We start from the raw sequence: 19,277 nt of genomic DNA on the forward strand, positions 1-19,277 counted from the left end.
ACTCGGTCAGTCCCCTCTCCCCCTGGGAGAGGGCTAGGGTGAGGGCAGCGGTGGGACTGACACACTCAAACCCCAGCCCAAGCCTGCAAACTCAAATGCGCCTTCTCCCCCGGCGCCAGATGCAGGCTGTCAGTCCCTCCCGCCGCCGCCTCAACACAAACAAATTCCGAAATCTCATCCCAGCTCACGCCCAGCAACGGCCGTGCCCCCGGATGCCACACTACGGTGTCCGCGCTGTCGCCGGTATCGATGCACAATTCGCGCTGCCAAGCGTGATCCTTGAGCTGCAATTCGCCGTCGTGCTGGAACACGCGCTGACAGCCACCATCGACCCGCAACTCGCCTTCCTGCTGGCAAACCTCACGGTTCAACTGATCGTAACCCTGCGCACCTTCGAGCCCAGACAGCGCTATCTCACTCACATCACCAATACGCCAGTAAGCGTGCAAAGCCTGGCTCAACTGGCACGGCATGTCGTCCTGATGCTCGGTGCTCAGGCGCAACTCCATGCGTTCGCCCAGGTGCGCGTGCAGGTCCACCTGCCAGTCGCACAGCTGCAATTGCCAATGCAGGCGCACGCCGTCATCGGCGGTGCTGCTGTCGAGCAGTTTCCAGTCCAGCAGTCGCGCCCAGCCATGGGACGGCCACGCGTTTTCGCTCGGATGACGGCCATACCACGGCCAGCACACTGGCACGCCGCCACGAATCGCGCCGACATGCGGCCACTTCGCCGCACACCACAACCACGGCTTCTGCCCGCGTGGCTGAAAGTGCAGCAACTGCGCACCCTGACGACTGAACACCGCCTGACACAGCGGATGATCGATCACCAGCACATCGCGCATCTGATAGCGCTCCCAGGCGAACACCGGTCGTTCGCGCAGGGATTTGAAGAAGCGTTGCAGCGGATGCTCATGCATGGGCCACGGTTCCAGATTCAACTTTCATGGGCTGCGACACCCCTTTCCAAAAAAAAGCGGACAGCCTGGGCTGTCCGCAAATATGCGCACATAGAGAGGAGCTTATCGCAGACGCGTCAGAACGTAGACTGAATTTTCAGACCAGCGACCAAAGCGTTATCCACTTCATCCACACCGCCCGGATGAGTGATGTATTGCAGGTTCGGGCGCACGGTCAGCCAGTTGGTCACGTGGAAGCCGTAGTTGATCTCGTAGTTGTATTCGGTTTCACGAATCGGCGCGAACACCGGATTGTCGTAGTCCGAAACACCGTTGGAGACGTTGAGCAGTTCAGCGTTTTTCTTCACGTCATCGTTGACGTGAATGCGTGCCGCACCGATACCGAAGTCATCCTTCGGACGCGCATCGAACAGACCTTTGTACACAAACATCACGGACTGGTAGTTGTCGATGAAGTTGGTGTCCTTGTCGTGGAACGTGGCGTTGGCAGCGATGCTCAGGCCACGGCTCTTGTCACCGTTGTGGCTGGTGAGTTGCTGTTGCGCAACGAACCAGTAACCGTGCTTGCTGCTGTGTGTGCGGTAGGCATCACCGGTGGTTGCCGCGTCGAAACCGTTGACGTCTTCGCGAACGTCGTCGGCATCGGCCGTGCTCTTGTAGTAACCGACACGGTATTCGCCCGGCAGGCTGTTCGGGTTAGGCGACCAGACCAGTTCCACTGGCAATACGGTGCCTTTGGTGCCGCTGCCGCTCAGCTTGAAGCCGTTGCCGTGTTCCAGTTGCGACGGGTTCTGGTTGTACGCACCGATCTGCGCGTAGAGCTCGTCGTTGATGTTGTACTTGACGCGAATGGCCGCCTGGCTGACCGGCCAGTTGTACCAGATGTTGGTCGCCCAGTTACCCACTTGCGAACCGCAGAACGCCAGGTTCTGGAACTCGCACGGGAAGGTGTTGAAGTCTTCGCCTTCACCGAAGTAACCGGCCTTGATGTCGAGCTTGTTGTCGAAGAACTGGTGTTTGATCCACAGCTGGGTCAGACGCACCATGTGGCCACGACCGTAGACTTCCTGCGAGGAGCTCAGAGTGCCGGCACGCGGATCGCCAACGCGGTCGTTGGAAATGTTGTAGCCATTACGGTTGGTGAACTGGACCTTGGCCTGGGTGTTGTCCCAGCCCCACAGTTTTTGCAGATCCAGCGCCACGCCCAGACCGAACTGGTCGGCGTAACGCGCAGTCTTGTCGTCGTTGAAACCGCCGTGAAGGTTGCCGCCCACTTCACCGACGTAGTCCATCTTGATGTCGATACCCTGCTCGATCAGCTTGGTACGTTCGCCACCCCAGTCCCCGGTCATCCACTCCGAATCGGAGCTGAACGCGTCAGCCGCGTGGACGCTACCGGCCAGCATCATTGCCGCAATCGCCGACAACTGACCGATACGCTGAGCGTTGTTGTTCTTCTTCATCCCTACATCCTCGTTTTATTGTTATTAACTGTTCTTCTTATCTAACGCGGTTTACATCTGATGCGGCGCGCGACAGGCCACGCACCGCGTGCTCCCTGCGGAAACGGGCGAGCCCGCTCCCGCATTTGTTGATCAGCGACCCTTGAACTGGGCCACGTTGGCGCTGTGCGATTCGGTTTTCGGCAGGCCTGCAACCCCCAGGCGCTCGCCGGACTTGGCGTCGAACAGCAGCACTTTCGACGGATCGAATTGCAGGGTCAGGGTCTCGCCCACCTGCGGCGCCACGTCCGGCGCCAGACGGCAGCAGACCTTGGTGTCGTTGAGGTTGACGAACACCAGGGTGTCCGGACCGGTCGGCTCGGTGACCTGCACTTCCGCCTTGATGCTCGGCAGGCCGTTGCCCTCGCCGTTGGCCAGCGCAATCTGCTCCGGGCGCAGGCCGAGGATCACTTCGCGGTCTTCGAGACCGGCGTCCTGCATCGCCATCGGCAATTCGCAACGGGCCTGGCCGCTGTCGAGCAGCGCCACCAGACGGCCGTCCTTGCGTTGCAGGCGCAGCGGGATGAAGTTCATCGGCGGCGAACCGATGAAGCTCGCCACGAACAGGTTGGCCGGGTCGTTGTAGATCTCTTTCGGCGTACCGAACTGCTGGATGATCCCGTCCTTCATCACCGCCACTTTGTCGCCCAGGGTCATCGCTTCGATCTGGTCGTGGGTCACGTAGACCGTGGTGGTTTTCAGGCGCTGGTGCATCAGTTTCATTTCGGTGCGCATCTCGACGCGCAGCTTGGCGTCGAGGTTGGACAGCGGTTCGTCGAACAGGTAGATCTTCGGTCGACGCGCCAGGGCACGGCCCATCGCCACGCGCTGTTGCTGACCGCCGGAGAGCTGGCCCGGCTTGCGATTGAGCAGGTGCTCGATCTGCAGCAGCTTGGCCACGCGGGCGACTTCTTCGTCGATCGCCAACTGGCTCATCTTGCGAATCTTCAGACCGAACTCGATGTTCTCGCGCACGCTCATGGTCGGGTACAGCGCGTAGGACTGGAACACCATGGCGATGTCGCGATCTTTCGGGCTCATGCCGCTGACGTCCTGGTCACCGATCATGATTGCGCCGCCGGTGATGGTTTCCAGGCCGGCGATGCAGTTCATCAGGGTCGACTTGCCGCAGCCCGAAGGCCCGACGAGGATCAGGAACTCACCGTCCTTGATCGACAGTTCGATGTTCTTCAGGGTGTCCGGCAGGCCGGCACCGTAGGTCTTGTTTACATTGCGAAGTTCGAGCGTAGCCATGATTACCCCTTGACTGCGCCGGCCGTCAGCCCGCGCACGAAATACTTGCCTGCGACCACATAGACCAGCAGGGTCGGCAGCCCGGCGATCATCGCCGCCGCCATATCCACGTTGTATTCCTTGGCCCCGGTGCTGGTGTTGACCAGGTTGTTCAGCGCCACCGTGATCGGTTGCGAATCACCGCTGGAGAACACCACGCCGAACAGGAAGTCGTTCCAGATCTGGGTGAACTGCCAGATCAGGCAGACCATGATGATCGGGGTGGACATCGGCAGGATGATCTGGCGGAAGATCGTGAAGAAACCCGCGCCATCGAGACGTGCCGCCTTGATCAGTGCATCCGGAATGCTCACGTAGTAGTTACGGAAGAACAGCGTGGTGAACGCCAGACCGTAGACCACATGGATGAACACAAGGCCCGTGGTAGTGCTCGCCAGCCCCATCTTGCCGAGGGTGAACGACGCCGGCAGCAGCACGGTCTGGAACGGCAGAAAGCAGCCGAACAACAGCAGACCGAAGAACAGTTGCGATCCGCGGAAGCGCCAGAACGACAGCACATAACCGTTCAACGCACCGATGGCGGTGGAGATGATCACGGCCGGAACGGTGATCTTGATCGAGTTCCAGAAGTAGCCGTCAACGGTGGCCCAGGCTTTCACCCAGCCGATGCCGCTGACCACGGTCGGCCAGCTCAGCAGGTTGCCGGTGGAGATGTCTTCCGGGGTCTTGAAGCTGGTCAGCAGCATGACCACCAGCGGTACCAGATACAGCAGGACCGCGAGGATCAGCACCGCGTAGATCGCGATGCGACTCAGGCTGATGGCCGGTTTGGAGGCGAGACTAGTCATGACGCTTGGTCCTCAGCTCGGAGTACAGGTAAGGCACGATGATCGCGAGGATCGCACCGAGCATCAGGATTGCACTGGCCGAGCCCATGCCCATCTGTCCACGACTGAAGGTGAACGAGTACATGAACATCGCCGGCAAATCGGAGGAATAACCCGGGCCGCCGGCCGTCATGGCCGCCACCAGGTCGAAGCTCTTGATCGCGATGTGCGCCAGGATCATCACCGCACTGAAGAACACCGGACGCAGGCTTGGCAGCACAACCTTCCAGTAGATGCGCGGCATGCTTGCGCCGTCGATCTGGGCGGCACGGATGATCGATTGATCGACGCCACGCAGACCGGCGAGGAACATCGCCATGATGAAACCCGAAGCCTGCCAGACCGCCGCGATCACCAGGCAATACACCACGCGATCCGGGTCGATCAGCCAGTCGAGACGGAAGCCTTCCCAGCCCCAGTCCCGCAGCAATTTGTCCAGGCCCATGCCCGGGTTGAGCAGCCATTTCCACGCGGTACCGGTGACGATCATCGAGAGCGCCATCGGGTACAGGTAAATGGTGCGAATGAAGCCTTCACGACGGATTTTCTGGTCGAGGAAAATCGCCAGGGTCACGCCGATTACCAGAGTGATGCCGATGAACATGCCGCCGAACACGGCCAGGTTCTTGCTCGCCACCCACCAGCGGTCGTTGTCGAACAGACGCTCGTATTGCGCCAGCCCTGCCCACTTGTAGTTCGGCAGGAAGGTCGACGTGGTGAACGACAGGACAAACGTCCAGAGGATATAGCCATAGAAGCCCACCAGAACGATGAACATGCTCGGCGCCAGCACCAGTTTCGGTAGCCAGCGCTGCAATGCGTCGAACGGCGAGGCCTTGCTGAACACAGCAACAGAACTCATGGGAAGATCCAGTAAAGAAGATGAAGGACCGCTGCAAGCGGCAGGCTTCAGGCCGATGCGCGACCTGAAGCTTGCAGCTGCTCTACGCTGACGTTACTTGGCAGCCTTGATGGCAGTGCCGAGTTTCTTGGCAGCGTCGGCCGGGTCGGCTTTCGGGTCGTTGATGTAGTTGGTCACGACATCAAAGAACGCGCCCTGCACTGCCAGCGTGGTCGCCATGTTGTGCGCCATGCTCGGTTGCAGGCCGCCGTTCTTGGCGTCTGCCAGGAAGTCCTTGGCAGCGGTCTGGGCGCAGGAGTCGAAACCGTACTTGCCCATGTCGGCGAGCATGTCGTTACGCACCGGGATCGAGCCCTTGTTGATGCTGAAGACTTTCTGGAAGTTTTCACCCAGCACGACTTTGGCGATGTCCTGCTGACCGGCCGCGGTGCCCGCGTCCTTCTGCTTGAACACGGCCAGCGAGTCGATGTTGTAGGTGAACGCCTTGTCGGTGCCCGGGAAGGCTACGCACTCGTAGTCCTTGCCGGCGACTTTCTTGGCGGCAGTCCATTCGGACTTGGCCCAGTCACCCATGATCTGCATGCCGGCCTTGCCGTTGATGACCTTGGCCGCTTCCAGGTTCCAGTCCTGGCCTTTGCCGTCCTGGTCCATGTAGGTCGCGACTTTCTTCAGCTCGGTCAGGGCCTTGACCATTTCCGGGCCGGTCAGGGCAGCGTTGTCGAGGTCGACCAGGGCTTTCTTGTAACCATCAACGCCCATCACCGACAGCACGACCGCTTCGAACACGGTGCTGTCCTGCCATGGCTGACCGCCGTGAGCCAGCGGGATGAAGCCCGCAGCTTTGAGCTTGTCGCCGGCGGCGTAGAATTCTTCGAGGGTGGTCGGGGCTTTTTCGATACCGGCTTTCTTGAAGACTTCCGGGTTGATCCACAGCCAGTTCACGCGGTGAATGTTCACCGGCACGGCCACGTAATCACCTTCGAACTTCACGGTGTCGGAGACTTTCTTGTCGAGCAGGCTGTCCCACTTCTCGGACTTGGAAACGTCTTTCAGGACGTCAGTGTCGAGCAGACCGGTCGACGCCCATTCCTGGATGTCCGGGCCCTTGATCTGGGCAACGCCTGGCGGGTTGCCGGCTACCGCGCGGCTTTTCAGCACGGTCATGGCAGTCGCACCGCCACCGCCGGCGACAGCGCCGTCTTTCCAGGTGAAACCGTCTTTCTCGACTTGTGCCTTGAGCACATCGACGGCAGCTTTTTCGCCACCGGACGTCCACCAATGCACGACTTCCACCGAACCTTTGGATTCGGCAGCGGAAACACTCAGGGGCAGCACAGCGAGCGGGAACAGGGAGGCGACAGAAATGACAGTAGCGAGGCGAGAAATCGCATTCATCTGAGATGTACCTTTCTTGTTGTTATGCATGCAAGTCTGGTGCTTGCGCTGCACACGAGTTTAAACAGAGCGTTTCCCCTCGCAGGTAACGAAGGGACGCGCGAATGTCACCACATGGTTACACAGGAACGCTTCGGGACAGGTGTGCCAGAGCACTGGCCATGCTCGGTGCCAGCGGCAAACGCGGAATTAGAACGGCCTGCCAGGCGTGGTACAGATCCGGTTTGCCCGCCCAGATATCGGCACTCGGGCGGTTCTGCGGATCGAGTTCGTGATGCCAGCTGCCGTCGCAACGGTCGATGAAATGTGTTTCGCAAAATTCCCAGAACAGGCGATACCAGGTTTCGTACTGCGCATCGCCGGTGCGTTTGAGCAAGGCACTGGCGGCAGCGCTGGCCTCGGCGTGTGTCCAGTGCAGGCGATGGCGCACCACCGCTTTGTTGTGCCAGTCGAGGGTGTAGACGATGCCCGGCCCACCATCGACATCCCAGCCATGGCGGCAGTTTTGTTCGAACAGCTTTTGCGCGTCGGTGGCCAGCCAGCCGGGGGTGAGCATACCGGCCTGAACCCGCGCCGCTTCGAGGTGCAGCAACAGCCGCGCCCACTCGAAACCGTGGCCCGGCGTGGTGCCGTAGGGACGAAAACCGTCGGCGGGATTGTCATGGTTGTATTCACGCTGCGGCTGCCAGTCGCGGTCGAAATGCTCGATCACCAGGTAATCGTTGGCGGCGGCATGACCGTGAATCACCCGTTCGACAATGCGTTGCGCACGCACCAGCCAGCGTGGATCTTCGGTGACATCGGCCAGCGCAAGGAAGGCTTCGGTGGCGTGCATGTTGCTGTTGGCGCCGCGATAGGCTTCTTCTTCGCGCCAGTCGCGGTTGAAGAATTCGCGCATGGCGCCCTCTTCTTCGCTCCAGAAATAGGTGTCGATGATGTCGATGGCGTCATCCAGCAACGCTTGGGCGCCGGGGCGTTGCGCAACCACCGCGGAACTCGCCGCGAGGGCGACGAAAGCATGCAGATAAGCGTTCTTGCCGGTGTTGCCGTCACGGTGTTCGGCGACAGCGAACCAGCCGCCGTGCAGCGCATCACGCAACGGGCCGCGCAGGGCCGCAATGCCGTGATCGACCAGCTCGGCGAACCCCGGCAGGCCTTGAATGTGGGCCATGGCGAAACTGTGGGTCATGCGTGCGGTGTTCATGGTTTCGGCTTGCGCGCCGGCCTGAAGCTGGCCGCGCTCATCGAGATTGCCAAAGCCTTCGGGCAGCCGCGAAGCCTTGGCAAATGCCAGCAGACGAAGGCCTTCATTGGCGAGCCATTGCTGGTGGGCAGGGGCGTTCAGCCAACTGCTGAAGCCCGGATTGAAGTGATCCATGGGTGGCCTTTTTTGTTGTTATGACTGCGGGGAGTCTAAACAACGGGCCGGGAGGGGCTTGTAACGAAGGGGGCGGGTTTTGTCACTGAGTCGTGACAAAGAGCCAGCCCTCACCCCAGCCCTCTCCCGGAGGGAGAGGGGGCCGACCGAGGTGTCTGGCGCCATACATCGACCTGAAAGACTTTATCGATTATGGATTCAACGCAAATCGTTCAGGTCGGCGAACCTCTGCAATATCCCTCGGTCGGCTCCCTCTCCCTCCGGGAGAGGGCTGGGGTGAGGGAAACGCTTTTGACTCAGTCCGCCGATCGCGGCAATTGCAGGGTCACGCGCAACCCACCCTCACGCAGATTCTGCAACGTCACCTCCCCGCCATGGCTATGGGCAATGTTGCGGGCAATCCCCAAACCGAGACCATACCCCTGCTGCTGCCCCGCCAACCGAAAGTGCGGCTCGAACACCTGCTCCAGCCGCTGCTCCGGCACGCCCGGCCCTTCGTCGTCGACGTGCAACACGAATGCGCTGTCATCGTCATCGATGTGCAAATGCGCGTTCTGCCCGTACTTCAACGCGTTGTCGATCAGGTTGCCGATGCAACGCTTGAGCGCCAATGGCTTGCCCGGATACGCCGCCAGCGCCCGTCCCTGCTGGGTCACGCGACCGTTGCCGTTGGGCGCCAGATACGGCTCCACCAGGCAGTCGAGCACATGATTCAGGTCCACCGGCTCGATGTTTTCGTGGATGTCGGTGTCCTTCACGCATTGCAGCGCGCCTTTGACCAGCAGCTCCAGCTCATCCAGATCGCGGCCGAACTTGGTTTGCAGCGTTTCGTCTTCCAGCAGTTCGACCCGCAGTCGTAGACGGGTGATCGGCGTGCGCAGGTCATGGGAAATCGCGCTGAACAATTGGCTGCGCTCGGTCAGGTAACGGCTGATCCGCTCGCGCATGGTGTTGAACGCGCGCCCCACTTCCACCACTTCACTGCCACCGCCCTCGGCCACCGGCTCGACGTCGGCGCCCAGCGACAAGTCCCGCGCGGCCCGCGCCAGACGCTTGAGTGGCCGGCTCTGCCAGTGCACCAGCAGGCCGATGAACAACAACAAAAATCCACTGGTGAAGACGATGAACCACACCTGCTGAGTCGGCAGGCCTTGTTCTTCCAGACTGGTATAGGGCTCGGGCAACAGCGAGGCGATGTACAGCCACTCACCGGGCGCCAACTGAATCTGGGTCACCAGCACCGGCGGATTCACCGGTTCCAGGGTCAACGCGTAATGCGCCCACGAACGTGGCAACTCATCGAGTTTCAACCCGGCGTTGAAGATCCGTAAGTCATCGGGGCTGACGAAGGTCACCAGGATGTCAGTGTCCTGACCCAGCGACTGACGCAGCACTTCATCCACCGCTTTCAGCACCGCGGCCTTGCGCGGCGTCACCGGCAGCACTTCCATGCCCAACGGTTTGTCATTGAGCGTCACCACAAAACGCGTGCCGCCCATGCTGCGCAATTGGTCGAGCACCAGCGGCCGATAGGCCACTGGCAACGAACGGAAGTAACTGACACTGGCGGTCATCGAATGGGCGAGGCTGCGAGCGCTGGTGACCAGGCCTTCGAGCTGGGTCGCGCGCAATTGGGAAACCCAGATCACGCTGGACAGGGTCTGGGCAAATAACACCGCGAGCAACGTCAGCAGCAGCATCCGCCCGAGCAGCGAACGCGGCATCGGCACTTTGCGCGCGGTGGTGCGCAGGAACTCAGTGACCATTGCCGGCAACCACATTGGCTGCCAGCTGGTAGCCGCTGCCACGCACGGTGCGGATCAGCCGTGGCGGCTTTTCGGTGTCGCGCAGACGCTGGCGCAAACGGCTGACGGCCATGTCGACGATGCGGTCGAGGGGCATCAGGTCGCGGCCTCGGGTGGCGTTACCGATGGTGTCGCGGTCGAGGATTTCCTGAGGGTGATCGAGGAACAGTTTCAGCAGGGCGAAGTCGGCGCCGGACAGAATCACTTCCTCGCCGTCAGTGTGAAACAGTCGATGGCTGACCATGTCCAGCCGCCACTCATCGAACGCCAGCACTTCACTGCCGCCGCGTTCCTGGCCGAATTGGGCGCGACGCAGCAGGGCCTTGATCCGGGCTTGCAGTTCGCGGGGGCTGAAAGGTTTGCCGAGGTAATCGTCGGCGCCGAGCTCCAGGCCGATGACCCGGTCGGCTTCGTCGGAACTGGCGGTGAGCATGATGATCGGCACCTGGGCCTGACGCGGATGCTGGCGCACCCAGCGGCACAGGCTGAAGCCGTCTTCATCGGGCAGCATCACATCGAGGATCACCAGATCGCTCGGCGCTTCGTTCAGCGCCTGACGAAAACCGGCGCCATCCGCCGTGGCCCGTACCTGAAAACCCGCGCGGGTCAGGTAGGTTTCCAGCAACTCGCGTATCTCCTGGTCGTCATCGACCAACAAAATCGACTTGTTGACTGAGCTCACTTCGAAGGCATCCTTGTTGTTGGAATTGGGCGGATTATGCCTGATGTGTCGAGGGTTCCCACGCTCGGCGTGGGAATGATCATTGACCGGATTGTTCGAGCGCCACTCCTGCGCCGACGAGGCCGGAATACGGCGCCGTCACCAGCCACACCGGAATCCCCTTGAAGTAATCGCTCATGCAGCCCTTGTCAGCGAAGCTGCGGGCGAAACCGCTTTCGAGGAAGAAATCGGCAAAGCGCGGAATCACGCCGCCAACGATATACACCCCACCGCGACCGCCAGTGGTCAGCACGTTGTTGCCGGCCACGCGACCGAGCCAGCAGCAGAACTGCTCCAGCACTTCCAGGGCAATCGGGTCGCCTGCAAGACCTGCCGCAGTGATTGCCTCAGGTGTGTCGAGTTTCGGTTCATGACCATCCACCGCGCAGATCGCCCGGTAGACTCGAGGCAAGCCGCCGCCGCTCAACGCGGTTTCCGCGCTGACATGGCCAATTTCGTTGTGGATGTGCTGCCAGAGCTGGGTTTCACGCGGGCTGCTCAGCGGCAGATCGACGTGGCCGCCCTCGCCCGGCAACGCGGCAAACCGCCCTTCACCGAGATCAAGCAAGGTGCCGACGCCCAGACCAGTGCCTGGGCCGATCACCACTGCCGGGCGCAATGGCTCAGGCTCGCCCTCGCAGACCACGCGAAATTCGCCGGGCTGCAAACGGGTCATGCCCAAAGCCATCGCCGAGAAATCGTTGACCAGCAACAACTGCTCGACCTGCAAGGTCTGGCAGAACGCCTTGCGGCTCAGCCGCCAGTGGTTGTTGGTGAACTTGAATTCATCGCCGCTCACCGGCCCCGCCACCGACAGGCACACCGAGCCGATGGCGCCCGGCGCCAGACCGAGCCCGCTCAGGTAGAGGCTGATCGCCTCTTCCGGGCTGGCATGGTCGGCCGTGGCCAGCACCTGAACCGATTCGAGCTGCTGATCTTTCCACAACGCGAACCGCGCGTTGGTGCCTCCGATGTCACCGACCAAAGCCAGTTTCAATTAAGCGTCTCCAGGGCAGAAGTGAAGGCGCTGGCGCCCTGCTCCGCCGAGCTGAAGGCCAAACGCATGAAGCCAAACAGCTCGCGACCGCTGCCGATGTTGTTGCCCAACAGGCCTTTGGCAGGTTCGCGCGCTGCGAATTCGGCGGCGTCCACCTTGAGTTCCAAGGTGCCTTTGACGCCATCGACGCGGATGATATCGCCCTCTTGCACGCGCGCCAAAGCGCCGCCTACATAAGCCTCCGGGCTGACGTGAATCGCCGCCGGGATTTTCCCCGACGCGCCGGACATGCGCCCGTCCGTCACCAGCGCCACCTTGAAGCCGCGATCCTGCAGCACGCCGAGGAACGGCGTCATCTTGTGCAGCTCAGGCATGCCGTTGGAACGCGGACCCTGGAAGCGCATCACCGCGACAAAATCCTTCTCCAGCAGACCGGCCTTGAACGCGTCCGCCAGATCCTGCTGATCCTGGAACACCATGGCCGGTGCTTCGACGATCTGGTTTTCCAGCGCCACGGCGGACACCTTCATCACGCCGCGACCGAGGTTGCCTTCCATTACGCGCAAGCCGCCCTCTGCCGAGAACGCACGGGCCACCGGGCGCAGGATGTTTTCGTCGAGGCTGTCGGTCGGGCCTTCGCGCCACACCAGCTTGCCGTTATCGAGGAACGGCTCTTTGGTGTACTGGCTCAAGCCGTGGCCGAGCACGGTGTTGACGTCTTCGTGCAGCAGGCCGGCTTCCAGCAGTTCGCGGATCAGGAACGACATGCCGCCCGCGGCCTGGAAGTGGTTGATGTCGGCCTTGCCGTTCGGATAGACGTGGCTCAGGGTCGGCACGACTTCGGAGAGGTCGGCCATGTCCTGCCAGGTCAGTTGAATACCCGCCGCCATGGCGATGGCCGGCATGTGCAGGGTGTGGTTGGTCGAGCCGCCAGTGGCGTGCAGCGCGACGATCGAGTTGACCAGCGCCTTCTCGTCGACGATTTCGCCGATCGGCATGAAGTTGCCATTTTGTTTGGTCAGGCGGGTGACCTGGTGCGCGGCTTCGCGGGTCAGGGCGTCACGCAGCGGCGTGTTCGGGTTGACGAACGACGCGCCCGGCAAGTGCAGGCCCATGACTTCCATCAGCAACTGGTTGGTGTTGGCGGTGCCGTAGAACGTGCAGGTGCCCGGGCTGTGGTAGGACTTCATTTCCGATTCCAGCAGCTCTTCGCGGGTCGCCTTGCCTTCGGCGTACTTCTGCCGCACGTCGGCTTTTTCCTTGTTGGAAATCCCCGAAACCATCGGCCCGCCCGGTACGAAAATCGTCGGCAGGTGACCGAAACGCAGCGACCCCATCATCAGGCCCGGCACGATCTTGTCGCAGATGCCGAGCATCAGCGCGCCGTCGAACATGTTGTGGGACAGCGCCACCGCCGTCGACATCGCGATCACTTCGCGGCTCGGCAGGCTCAGCTCCATGCCCGGCTCGCCCTGGGTCACGCCATCGCACATCGCAGGCGTGCCGCCGGCGAACTGGCCGACCGAGCCGATTTCGCGCAGGGCGTTCTTGATCTGTTCCGGGAAGACTTCGTACGGCTGGTGCGCCGAGAGCATGTCGTTATATGACGAAACAATCGCGATGTTCGCCGAGTTCATCATCCGCAGGCTGTGCTTGTCTTCGCTGCCACACCCGGCCACGCCATGGGCGAAGTTGGCGCATTGCAGTTTGCCGCGCATCGGCCCGTCAGTTGCAGCGCCGCGAATCAGCGCAAGGTAAGCCTGGCGCGTGGCGCGGCTGCGGGCGATAAGCCGTTCGGTGACCTCAAGAACGCGGGGATGCATGTGTAGAACTCCAGGCTAACGGATGTGGCGACCTGATTGTCTATGCTGATCAAAGAGCCCGCACGCATGGGATGACGGGCGGTTTTCTTGATCATTCGGACCAGTTGATTCAGGTCACTCGTTGTAGATAAAACAAAATATTGCCACTAAAAAGGCTTGTTTTCTATTTTTATGCGAATAATCTTGTAATTCCAACAACAAAACGACGGCGGCGCTGTTCAATGACTCTTCGAATCGCAATCAATGGTTTTGGCCGCATCGGCCGTAATGTCCTGCGCGCACTGTATACCCAAGGCTATCGTCAGGATTTGCAGATCGTCGCCATCAACGATCTGGGCGACAGCGCGATCAATGCGCATCTGCTCAAGTACGACACCGTTCATGGCACATTCGACGCCGAAGTTGCTCATGACAACGAGAGCCTGACCGTCAACGGCGACCGCATTTCGGTCAGCGCCATCCGCAACCCGGCCGACCTGCCATGGGCCGCGGAAAAGATTGATGTGGTGTTCGAATGCACCGGTCTGTTCACCGACCGCGCCAAAGCCGCCGCGCATATTACCGCCGGCGCACGCAAAGTGATTATCTCGGCCCCGGCCAAAGGCGCCGATGCCACCGTCGTTTACGGTGTGAACCACGACATTCTGCGTCAGTCGCACCAGATCATTTCCAACGCGTCGTGCACCACCAACTGCCTCGCGCCAGTCGCGCAAGTGCTGCACCGCGAGCTGGGTATCGAAAGCGGTCTGATGACCACCATTCATGCCTATACCAACGACCAGAACCTGACCGACGTCTATCACACCGACCCGTACCGCGCCCGCTCCGCCACCCAGAACATGATCCCAAGTAAGACCGGCGCTGCCGAAGCCGTGGGTCTGGTGTTGCCGGAACTGGCGGGCAAGCTGACCGGCATGGCCGTGCGTGTGCCGGTGATCAATGTGTCGCTGGTTGACCTGACCGTGCAGTTGAAGCGCGAAGCCTCGGCCGATGAAGTCAACGCATTGATGAAAGCCGCGAGCCAGCATTCGAAGATCCTCGGCTACAACACCTTGCCGCTGGTATCGAGCGACTTCAACCACAACCCGCTGTCGTCGATCTTCGACGCCAACCACACCAAAGCCAGCGGCAAACTGCTGAAAGTGCTGGCCTGGTACGACAACGAGTGGGGCTTCTCCAACCGCATGCTCGATAACTGCCTGGCGCTGTGCAACGCGGAATAAAACCGCTGCCGCCATTTTGTGAGCGGGAAAAAGCTTTACCAACCTTTGACAAATCAACACTTGACCACTCGGGCGGATGATAAGCATTATCATTCGCTCGAAATGGATCAGGTCTTCCCGTGAGTCAATCACACTTCAATCACGTCTTCCTCGCCCAGCGCACTTCGCTGCTGCGGACCCTGGAACGGATGGTCAACAACCACAGCACCGCCGAAGACCTGTTGCAGGAAACCTACCTGCGCGTCACCCGGGCGCTGAGCGAACAGGCCATCGATCACCTTGAACCCTTTGTCTTCCAGACCGCGCGCAACCTGGCGCTGGATCATTTGCGTGCGCGCAAGATTCATTCGCGCACCATGGTCGACGACGTGCCGCAGGACGTGGTGCACAGCGTCGCCGCCCCCGCCAGCAGCGCCGAAGACGCCGCCCACGCCGAACAATTGCTGGAGCGCCTGAACGTGAGCCTCGGTGAACTCAGCCCCCGCCAACAGCAAATCTTCATCCTCAGCCGCCTGCACGGGCACAGCTATCAGGAAATCGCCGAAGAACTGAGCGTGTCCCTCAGCACGGTGCAGAAAGAACTCAAACTGATCATGACCATCTGCATCGGTGTCGCCGAGCGCTTGAACGGCGACTGATCTGCAAGCCTTGTCTGTATTCGACAGGATCGACTGCACTGATCATCGGGCTTTGTTACCCTTGCCCGACTTTTACGCTTCACTAAAAAAACAGCCGTGCACAGACACTGCCGAGGAAAAACCGTGACGGACACCCACCGCTCCCCTTCGCCTTCATCGGCGCAGGACGCCGCAAGCGCAATGGACCAGGCTCTGGACTGGCTCATCGTGCTCGGCAGTCCGGACGAGGAGCAGACCCGGCAATTCCATGCCTGGCTGGCGGCCGATCCGTTGAATGCCGAGGCGTTCGCCAAGGCCCAGGCGATCTGGGACGGCCCGCAGATTGCCCAGTGCGCACAGAACCTCGCGGCCAAACCGAAGAAAGTCACCGTCCTCACTCGCCTGCGCCCGCACTGGAAGCCGCTGGCCACCGCCGCCGTTCTGCTGCTCGGGCTGTTCAGTTTCAGCAACCTGCCGATGCGTCTGCAGGCCGATCACCTGACCGTGGTCGGCGAACGTCAGCGCCTGCAGCTTGAGGACGGCTCGAAAGTCCTGCTCAACACCAATTCCGCGTTCTCCAGCACGATCAACGATCAGCAGCGAGTCGCGCGGCTGTATCAGGGCGAAGCGTTTTTCGAAATCCCGGCCAGCCGCAGTCAGCCGCTGGAAATCGACGCCGGGCCGGTGAAAGCCAGCGTGCGCGACACCGCATTTGCCGTGCGTTATCTGGACGGCGTGGCACAGGTACGGGTGCAGCGTGGCGATGTCGATCTGCGGGCGACCCGTGACGATGCTCGTGTGCGGCTGTCCGCCGGAGAAAGCATCCGCATCGGCCCGAACGGTTTCGACCGCCCGGCCAAAGTTGACGCCGCTACCGATCTGGCGTGGGTGCAGGGTCGGCTGATCTTCGAGAACTGCCCGCTGAACCAGGTGCTGGCGGAACTGCGCCGCTACTACCCGGGCTTCATCATCAACACCAACGAACAGTTGGCCGACGTCGCCGTCACCGGCAATTACCGTCTCGACCAGCCGCTGGACGTGGTGCGTTCGCTCGCTCACATCACCTCGGCCAAGCTTCAGGAATTCCCGGCGCTGGTGATTCTGAACTAAATGAGAATTATTTTTACTCGATAGCCAAAGCTCGTTCGTCTCGTTATAGCCAATGCAATTGATTCGCATCTCGCGAGATCAATCAGCACCTATAAAGATTCGTGCGACACGGAGCGCTATCGATGTCCTCACGCCTTACCCGCCAGACTTCTTCCCCTTCCCGCGTGCTGTCGCTGCTGACCGCTGCCATCCTGATGGCCGGCACCGCGCCGCTGATGGCCGCCACCGAACAGCCGACGCGCAACATGGGCGATTACTCGTTCGCCATTGCCCAGCAGCCGCTGGTGTCGGCGCTCAATGCGTTCACCGCTGTCACGGGCTGGCAGGTCGGATTGCCGGCGGAACTGGGTCAAGACGTGTCGTCGCCGGGCGTGCGCGGTTCGCTGCCACCGGAAAAAGCCCTGGAGCGCCTGTTGGTGGGGACCAACCTGAGCTTCCGCAAACTGAGCAACAACAACGTCGTGCTGGAAAAACGCGCCAGCAGCGGCGCACTTAACCTCGATCAGGTGACCATCAGCGCCACCCGTCAGGAACAGTCGATCAACAGCGTGCCGGCCACCGTCACCGTGCAGACCCGTCAGGATCTGGACCGCAACAACGTCAACACCATCAAGGATCTGGTGCGCTACGAGCCGGGCGTGTCCGTCGGCGGCGCCGGCCAGCGCGGCGGAATCAGCGGCTACAACATCCGCGGCATCGACGGCGACCGCATCCTGACTCAGGTCGACGGCGTCGAAGTGCCGGACGGTTTCTTCAACGGCCCGTACGCCAAGACCCAGCGCAACTACGTCGACCCGGAAATCATCAAGCGCGTCGAAATCCTCCGTGGCCCGGCCTCGGTGCTGTACGGCAGCAACGCCATCGGCGGCGCGGTCAGCTACTACACTCTCGACCCGGACGACATCATCAAGCCCGGCAAAGACGTCGGCGCCCGCCTGAAAACCGGCTACAGCTCTGCCGACGAGAGCTGGCTGAAATCCGCCACCGTCGCCGGTCGCGCCGACCAGTTCGACGGTTTGCTGCACTACAGCCAGCGCGACGGTCATGAAACCGACTCCTACGGCAGCAACAACGGCACCGGCCTTGAGCGCACCGCCGCCAACCCGGAAGACGTGAAAGCCACCAACGTGCTGGCCAAGATCGGCTGGAACTACAACGAAGGTTCGCGCCTGGGCCTGACCTACGAAAAGTACAAGGATGATCGCGACACCGATCAGAAAAGCGCTTATGGCGGCCCGTACTTCAACGGCGCCCCGACGATCCCGAACAGCGTACTGCCCGGCGGCATGTACCAGTGGCGTACCGGCAACGACACCATCACCCGCGAGCGTTTCGGCCTGGAGCACAGCTTCGAGCTCGACAGCCTGCTGGCGGACAACGTGAAGTGGAGTCTCAACCACCAGACCGCCAAGACCGACCAGAGCACCGACGAGTTCTACTACCCGATGACCCGTAAAGTGCTGCGCACCCGCGACACGATCTACGAGGAAAAACAATGGGTGTTCGATGCGCAACTGGACAAGGCATTCGCCATCGGTGACACCGATCACGTGCTGACCTACGGCACCACCATCAAGCAGCAGAAAGTCACCGGCTCGCGCAGCGGCGACGGCAAGTGCCTGGCAATCGGTCGCGGCTGCACCGCCATCGGCGCCACCAGCGCGGCTGACGTGCTGAAAAAATCCAGCGACTTCCCGGACCCGACCATCAACACCTACAGCCTGTTCGCCCAGGATCAGATCAGCTGGAACAACTGGACCTTCCTGCCGGGCCTGCGCTACGACTACACCCAGCTCAAGCCGCACATCACTCAGGAATTCCTCAACACCGTGGCGGCCGACGGCAAGGGCACGGTCAGCGACGAGAACAAGACCTGGCATAAAGTCTCGCCGAAATTCGGCCTGACCTACGCCCTGACCGAAAACTACACCTGGTACGGTCAGTACGCCGAAGGCTTCCGCACCCCGACCGCGAAAGCGCTGTACGGCCGCTTCGAAAACAGCACCACCGGCTACAACGTGGCGCCGAACCCGGACCTGGAACCGGAAAAAAGCAAAAGCTATGAAACCGGCCTGCGCGGCAACTTCGAGCAAGGCTCGTTCGACGTGGCGGTGTTCTATAACAAGTACCGCGACTTCATCAACGAAGACGCCGTCACCCCGGGCTACAGCGAGCTGACGTTCCAGTCCAGCAACATCAAGCACGCCACCATCAAGGGTGCCGAAGTCAAAGGTCGCCTGAAACTGGATTCCTTCGGTGCGCCGCAAGGCCTGTACACCCAGGGTTCGATCTCCTACGCCTACGGACGCAACAACGACAACGGCGAGCCGTTGAACAGCGTCAATCCGCTGACCGGCGTATTCGGTCTGGGTTACGACCAGGACAACTACGGTGGCCTGCTGAGCTGGACCGTGGTCAAGAAGAAGGATCGCGTCGACGACAGCAACTTCAAGTCGCCGGACGGTGTCAGCAGTCAATTCAAGTCGCCGGGCTTCGGCATTCTCGATCTGGCCGGTTATTACAAGGTCACCGACGACGTTACCGTCAGCGGCGGCATCTACAACCTGACCGACAAGAAATACTGGCTGTGGGATGACGTGCGCGGTTACGACAGCGTCGGCGAAGCGTCGGTGACACAACCGGCCAACCTTGATCGCCTGACCCAGCCGGGTCGCAACTTCGCGATCAACCTGGTCTGGGATATCTGATCCGGATGACCTCACGGCGCGCATGCATTGCCGCGCCGTGAGGTTTTTTTACTGTCCGGCGCTTGCCCGTACGTC

Annotated in this window: 15 protein-coding genes; 4 read left to right on the forward strand and 11 right to left on the reverse strand. The window is 61.2% G+C overall.

What is annotated here, in order from left to right; all coding sequences use genetic code 11:
- Positions 1 to 65 precede the first annotated feature (65 nt).
- The 11 genes from M5G18_RS04035 to edd all read right to left on the reverse strand — a co-directional run bounded on the left by M5G18_RS04035 (position 66) and on the right by edd (position 13,544).
- Complete coding sequence (locus M5G18_RS04035; protein ID WP_273899305.1) at positions 66 to 920, reverse strand: D-hexose-6-phosphate mutarotase; 855 nt, start codon at positions 918 to 920, stop codon at positions 66 to 68.
- Positions 921 to 1,036: 116 nt separating this feature from the next.
- On the reverse strand, positions 1,037 to 2,383 hold the full coding sequence (locus M5G18_RS04040; protein ID WP_273899304.1) for a carbohydrate porin: 1,347 nt from the start codon (positions 2,381 to 2,383) through the stop codon (positions 1,037 to 1,039).
- A 132-nt stretch (positions 2,384 to 2,515) separates the two neighbouring features.
- Positions 2,516 to 3,676: an ABC transporter ATP-binding protein gene (locus M5G18_RS04045; RefSeq protein WP_273899303.1), complete on the reverse strand. Its 1,161-nt coding sequence runs from the start codon at positions 3,674 to 3,676 to the stop codon at positions 2,516 to 2,518.
- Between the two features lie 2 nt (positions 3,677 to 3,678).
- Positions 3,679 to 4,524 carry a carbohydrate ABC transporter permease gene (locus M5G18_RS04050; protein ID WP_007951164.1) on the reverse strand — a complete coding sequence of 282 codons (846 nt, stop codon included), beginning with the start codon at positions 4,522 to 4,524 and terminating at the stop codon, positions 3,679 to 3,681.
- The gene (locus M5G18_RS04055) at positions 4,517 to 5,425 is read right to left on the reverse strand and encodes a carbohydrate ABC transporter permease (RefSeq protein ID WP_007951166.1); all 909 of its coding nucleotides are present in this window, start codon (positions 5,423 to 5,425) and stop codon (positions 4,517 to 4,519) included. The genes M5G18_RS04050 and M5G18_RS04055 overlap by 8 nt, the downstream gene beginning before the upstream one ends.
- A 93-nt stretch (positions 5,426 to 5,518) precedes the next feature.
- Positions 5,519 to 6,820 (reverse strand): ABC transporter substrate-binding protein, encoded by a 1,302-nt coding sequence (locus tag M5G18_RS04060; RefSeq protein ID WP_007951167.1) that lies wholly within the window; start codon positions 6,818 to 6,820, stop codon positions 5,519 to 5,521.
- A 118-nt stretch (positions 6,821 to 6,938) separates the two neighbouring features.
- Positions 6,939 to 8,198, reverse strand: a complete 1,260-nt coding sequence (locus tag M5G18_RS04065; protein WP_273899302.1) for a D-mannose isomerase — start codon at positions 8,196 to 8,198, stop codon at positions 6,939 to 6,941.
- A gap of 296 nt (positions 8,199 to 8,494) precedes the next feature.
- The gene (locus M5G18_RS04070; RefSeq protein ID WP_207986257.1) at positions 8,495 to 9,922 is read right to left on the reverse strand and encodes an ATP-binding protein; all 1,428 of its coding nucleotides are present in this window, start codon (positions 9,920 to 9,922) and stop codon (positions 8,495 to 8,497) included.
- 31 nt (positions 9,923 to 9,953) lie between these two features.
- A complete protein-coding gene (locus M5G18_RS04075) occupies positions 9,954 to 10,685 on the reverse strand; it encodes a response regulator (protein WP_085697149.1) in 732 nt (243 codons plus the stop codon).
- A 79-nt stretch (positions 10,686 to 10,764) separates the two neighbouring features.
- Complete coding sequence (locus M5G18_RS04080; RefSeq protein ID WP_273899301.1) at positions 10,765 to 11,721, reverse strand: glucokinase; 957 nt, start codon at positions 11,719 to 11,721, stop codon at positions 10,765 to 10,767.
- On the reverse strand, positions 11,718 to 13,544 hold the full coding sequence (edd, locus tag M5G18_RS04085; protein ID WP_085606582.1) for a phosphogluconate dehydratase: 1,827 nt from the start codon (positions 13,542 to 13,544) through the stop codon (positions 11,718 to 11,720). The genes M5G18_RS04080 and edd overlap by 4 nt, the downstream gene beginning before the upstream one ends.
- A 221-nt stretch (positions 13,545 to 13,765) precedes the next feature.
- On the opposite strand from edd, the gene gap reads away from it, so the two are divergent.
- From gap to M5G18_RS04105, 4 genes are all read left to right on the forward strand, one after another.
- Positions 13,766 to 14,767, forward strand: coding sequence for a type I glyceraldehyde-3-phosphate dehydrogenase (gap, locus tag M5G18_RS04090; protein WP_085689348.1), 1,002 nt, complete (start codon positions 13,766 to 13,768; stop codon positions 14,765 to 14,767).
- A gap of 119 nt (positions 14,768 to 14,886) precedes the next feature.
- Positions 14,887 to 15,405 (forward strand): RNA polymerase sigma factor, encoded by a 519-nt coding sequence (locus M5G18_RS04095; RefSeq protein ID WP_273899300.1) that lies wholly within the window; start codon positions 14,887 to 14,889, stop codon positions 15,403 to 15,405.
- 123 nt (positions 15,406 to 15,528) lie between these two features.
- A complete protein-coding gene (locus M5G18_RS04100; RefSeq protein WP_273899299.1) occupies positions 15,529 to 16,494 on the forward strand; it encodes a FecR family protein in 966 nt (321 codons plus the stop codon).
- A gap of 122 nt (positions 16,495 to 16,616) precedes the next feature.
- A complete protein-coding gene (locus tag M5G18_RS04105) occupies positions 16,617 to 19,202 on the forward strand; it encodes a TonB-dependent receptor (RefSeq protein ID WP_273899298.1) in 2,586 nt (861 codons plus the stop codon).
- The last annotated feature ends 75 nt before the right edge of the window (positions 19,203 to 19,277 follow it).

Source organism: Pseudomonas aphyarum (genome assembly GCF_028657055.1).
Lineage (GTDB): Bacteria > Pseudomonadota > Gammaproteobacteria > Pseudomonadales > Pseudomonadaceae > Aquipseudomonas > Aquipseudomonas aphyarum.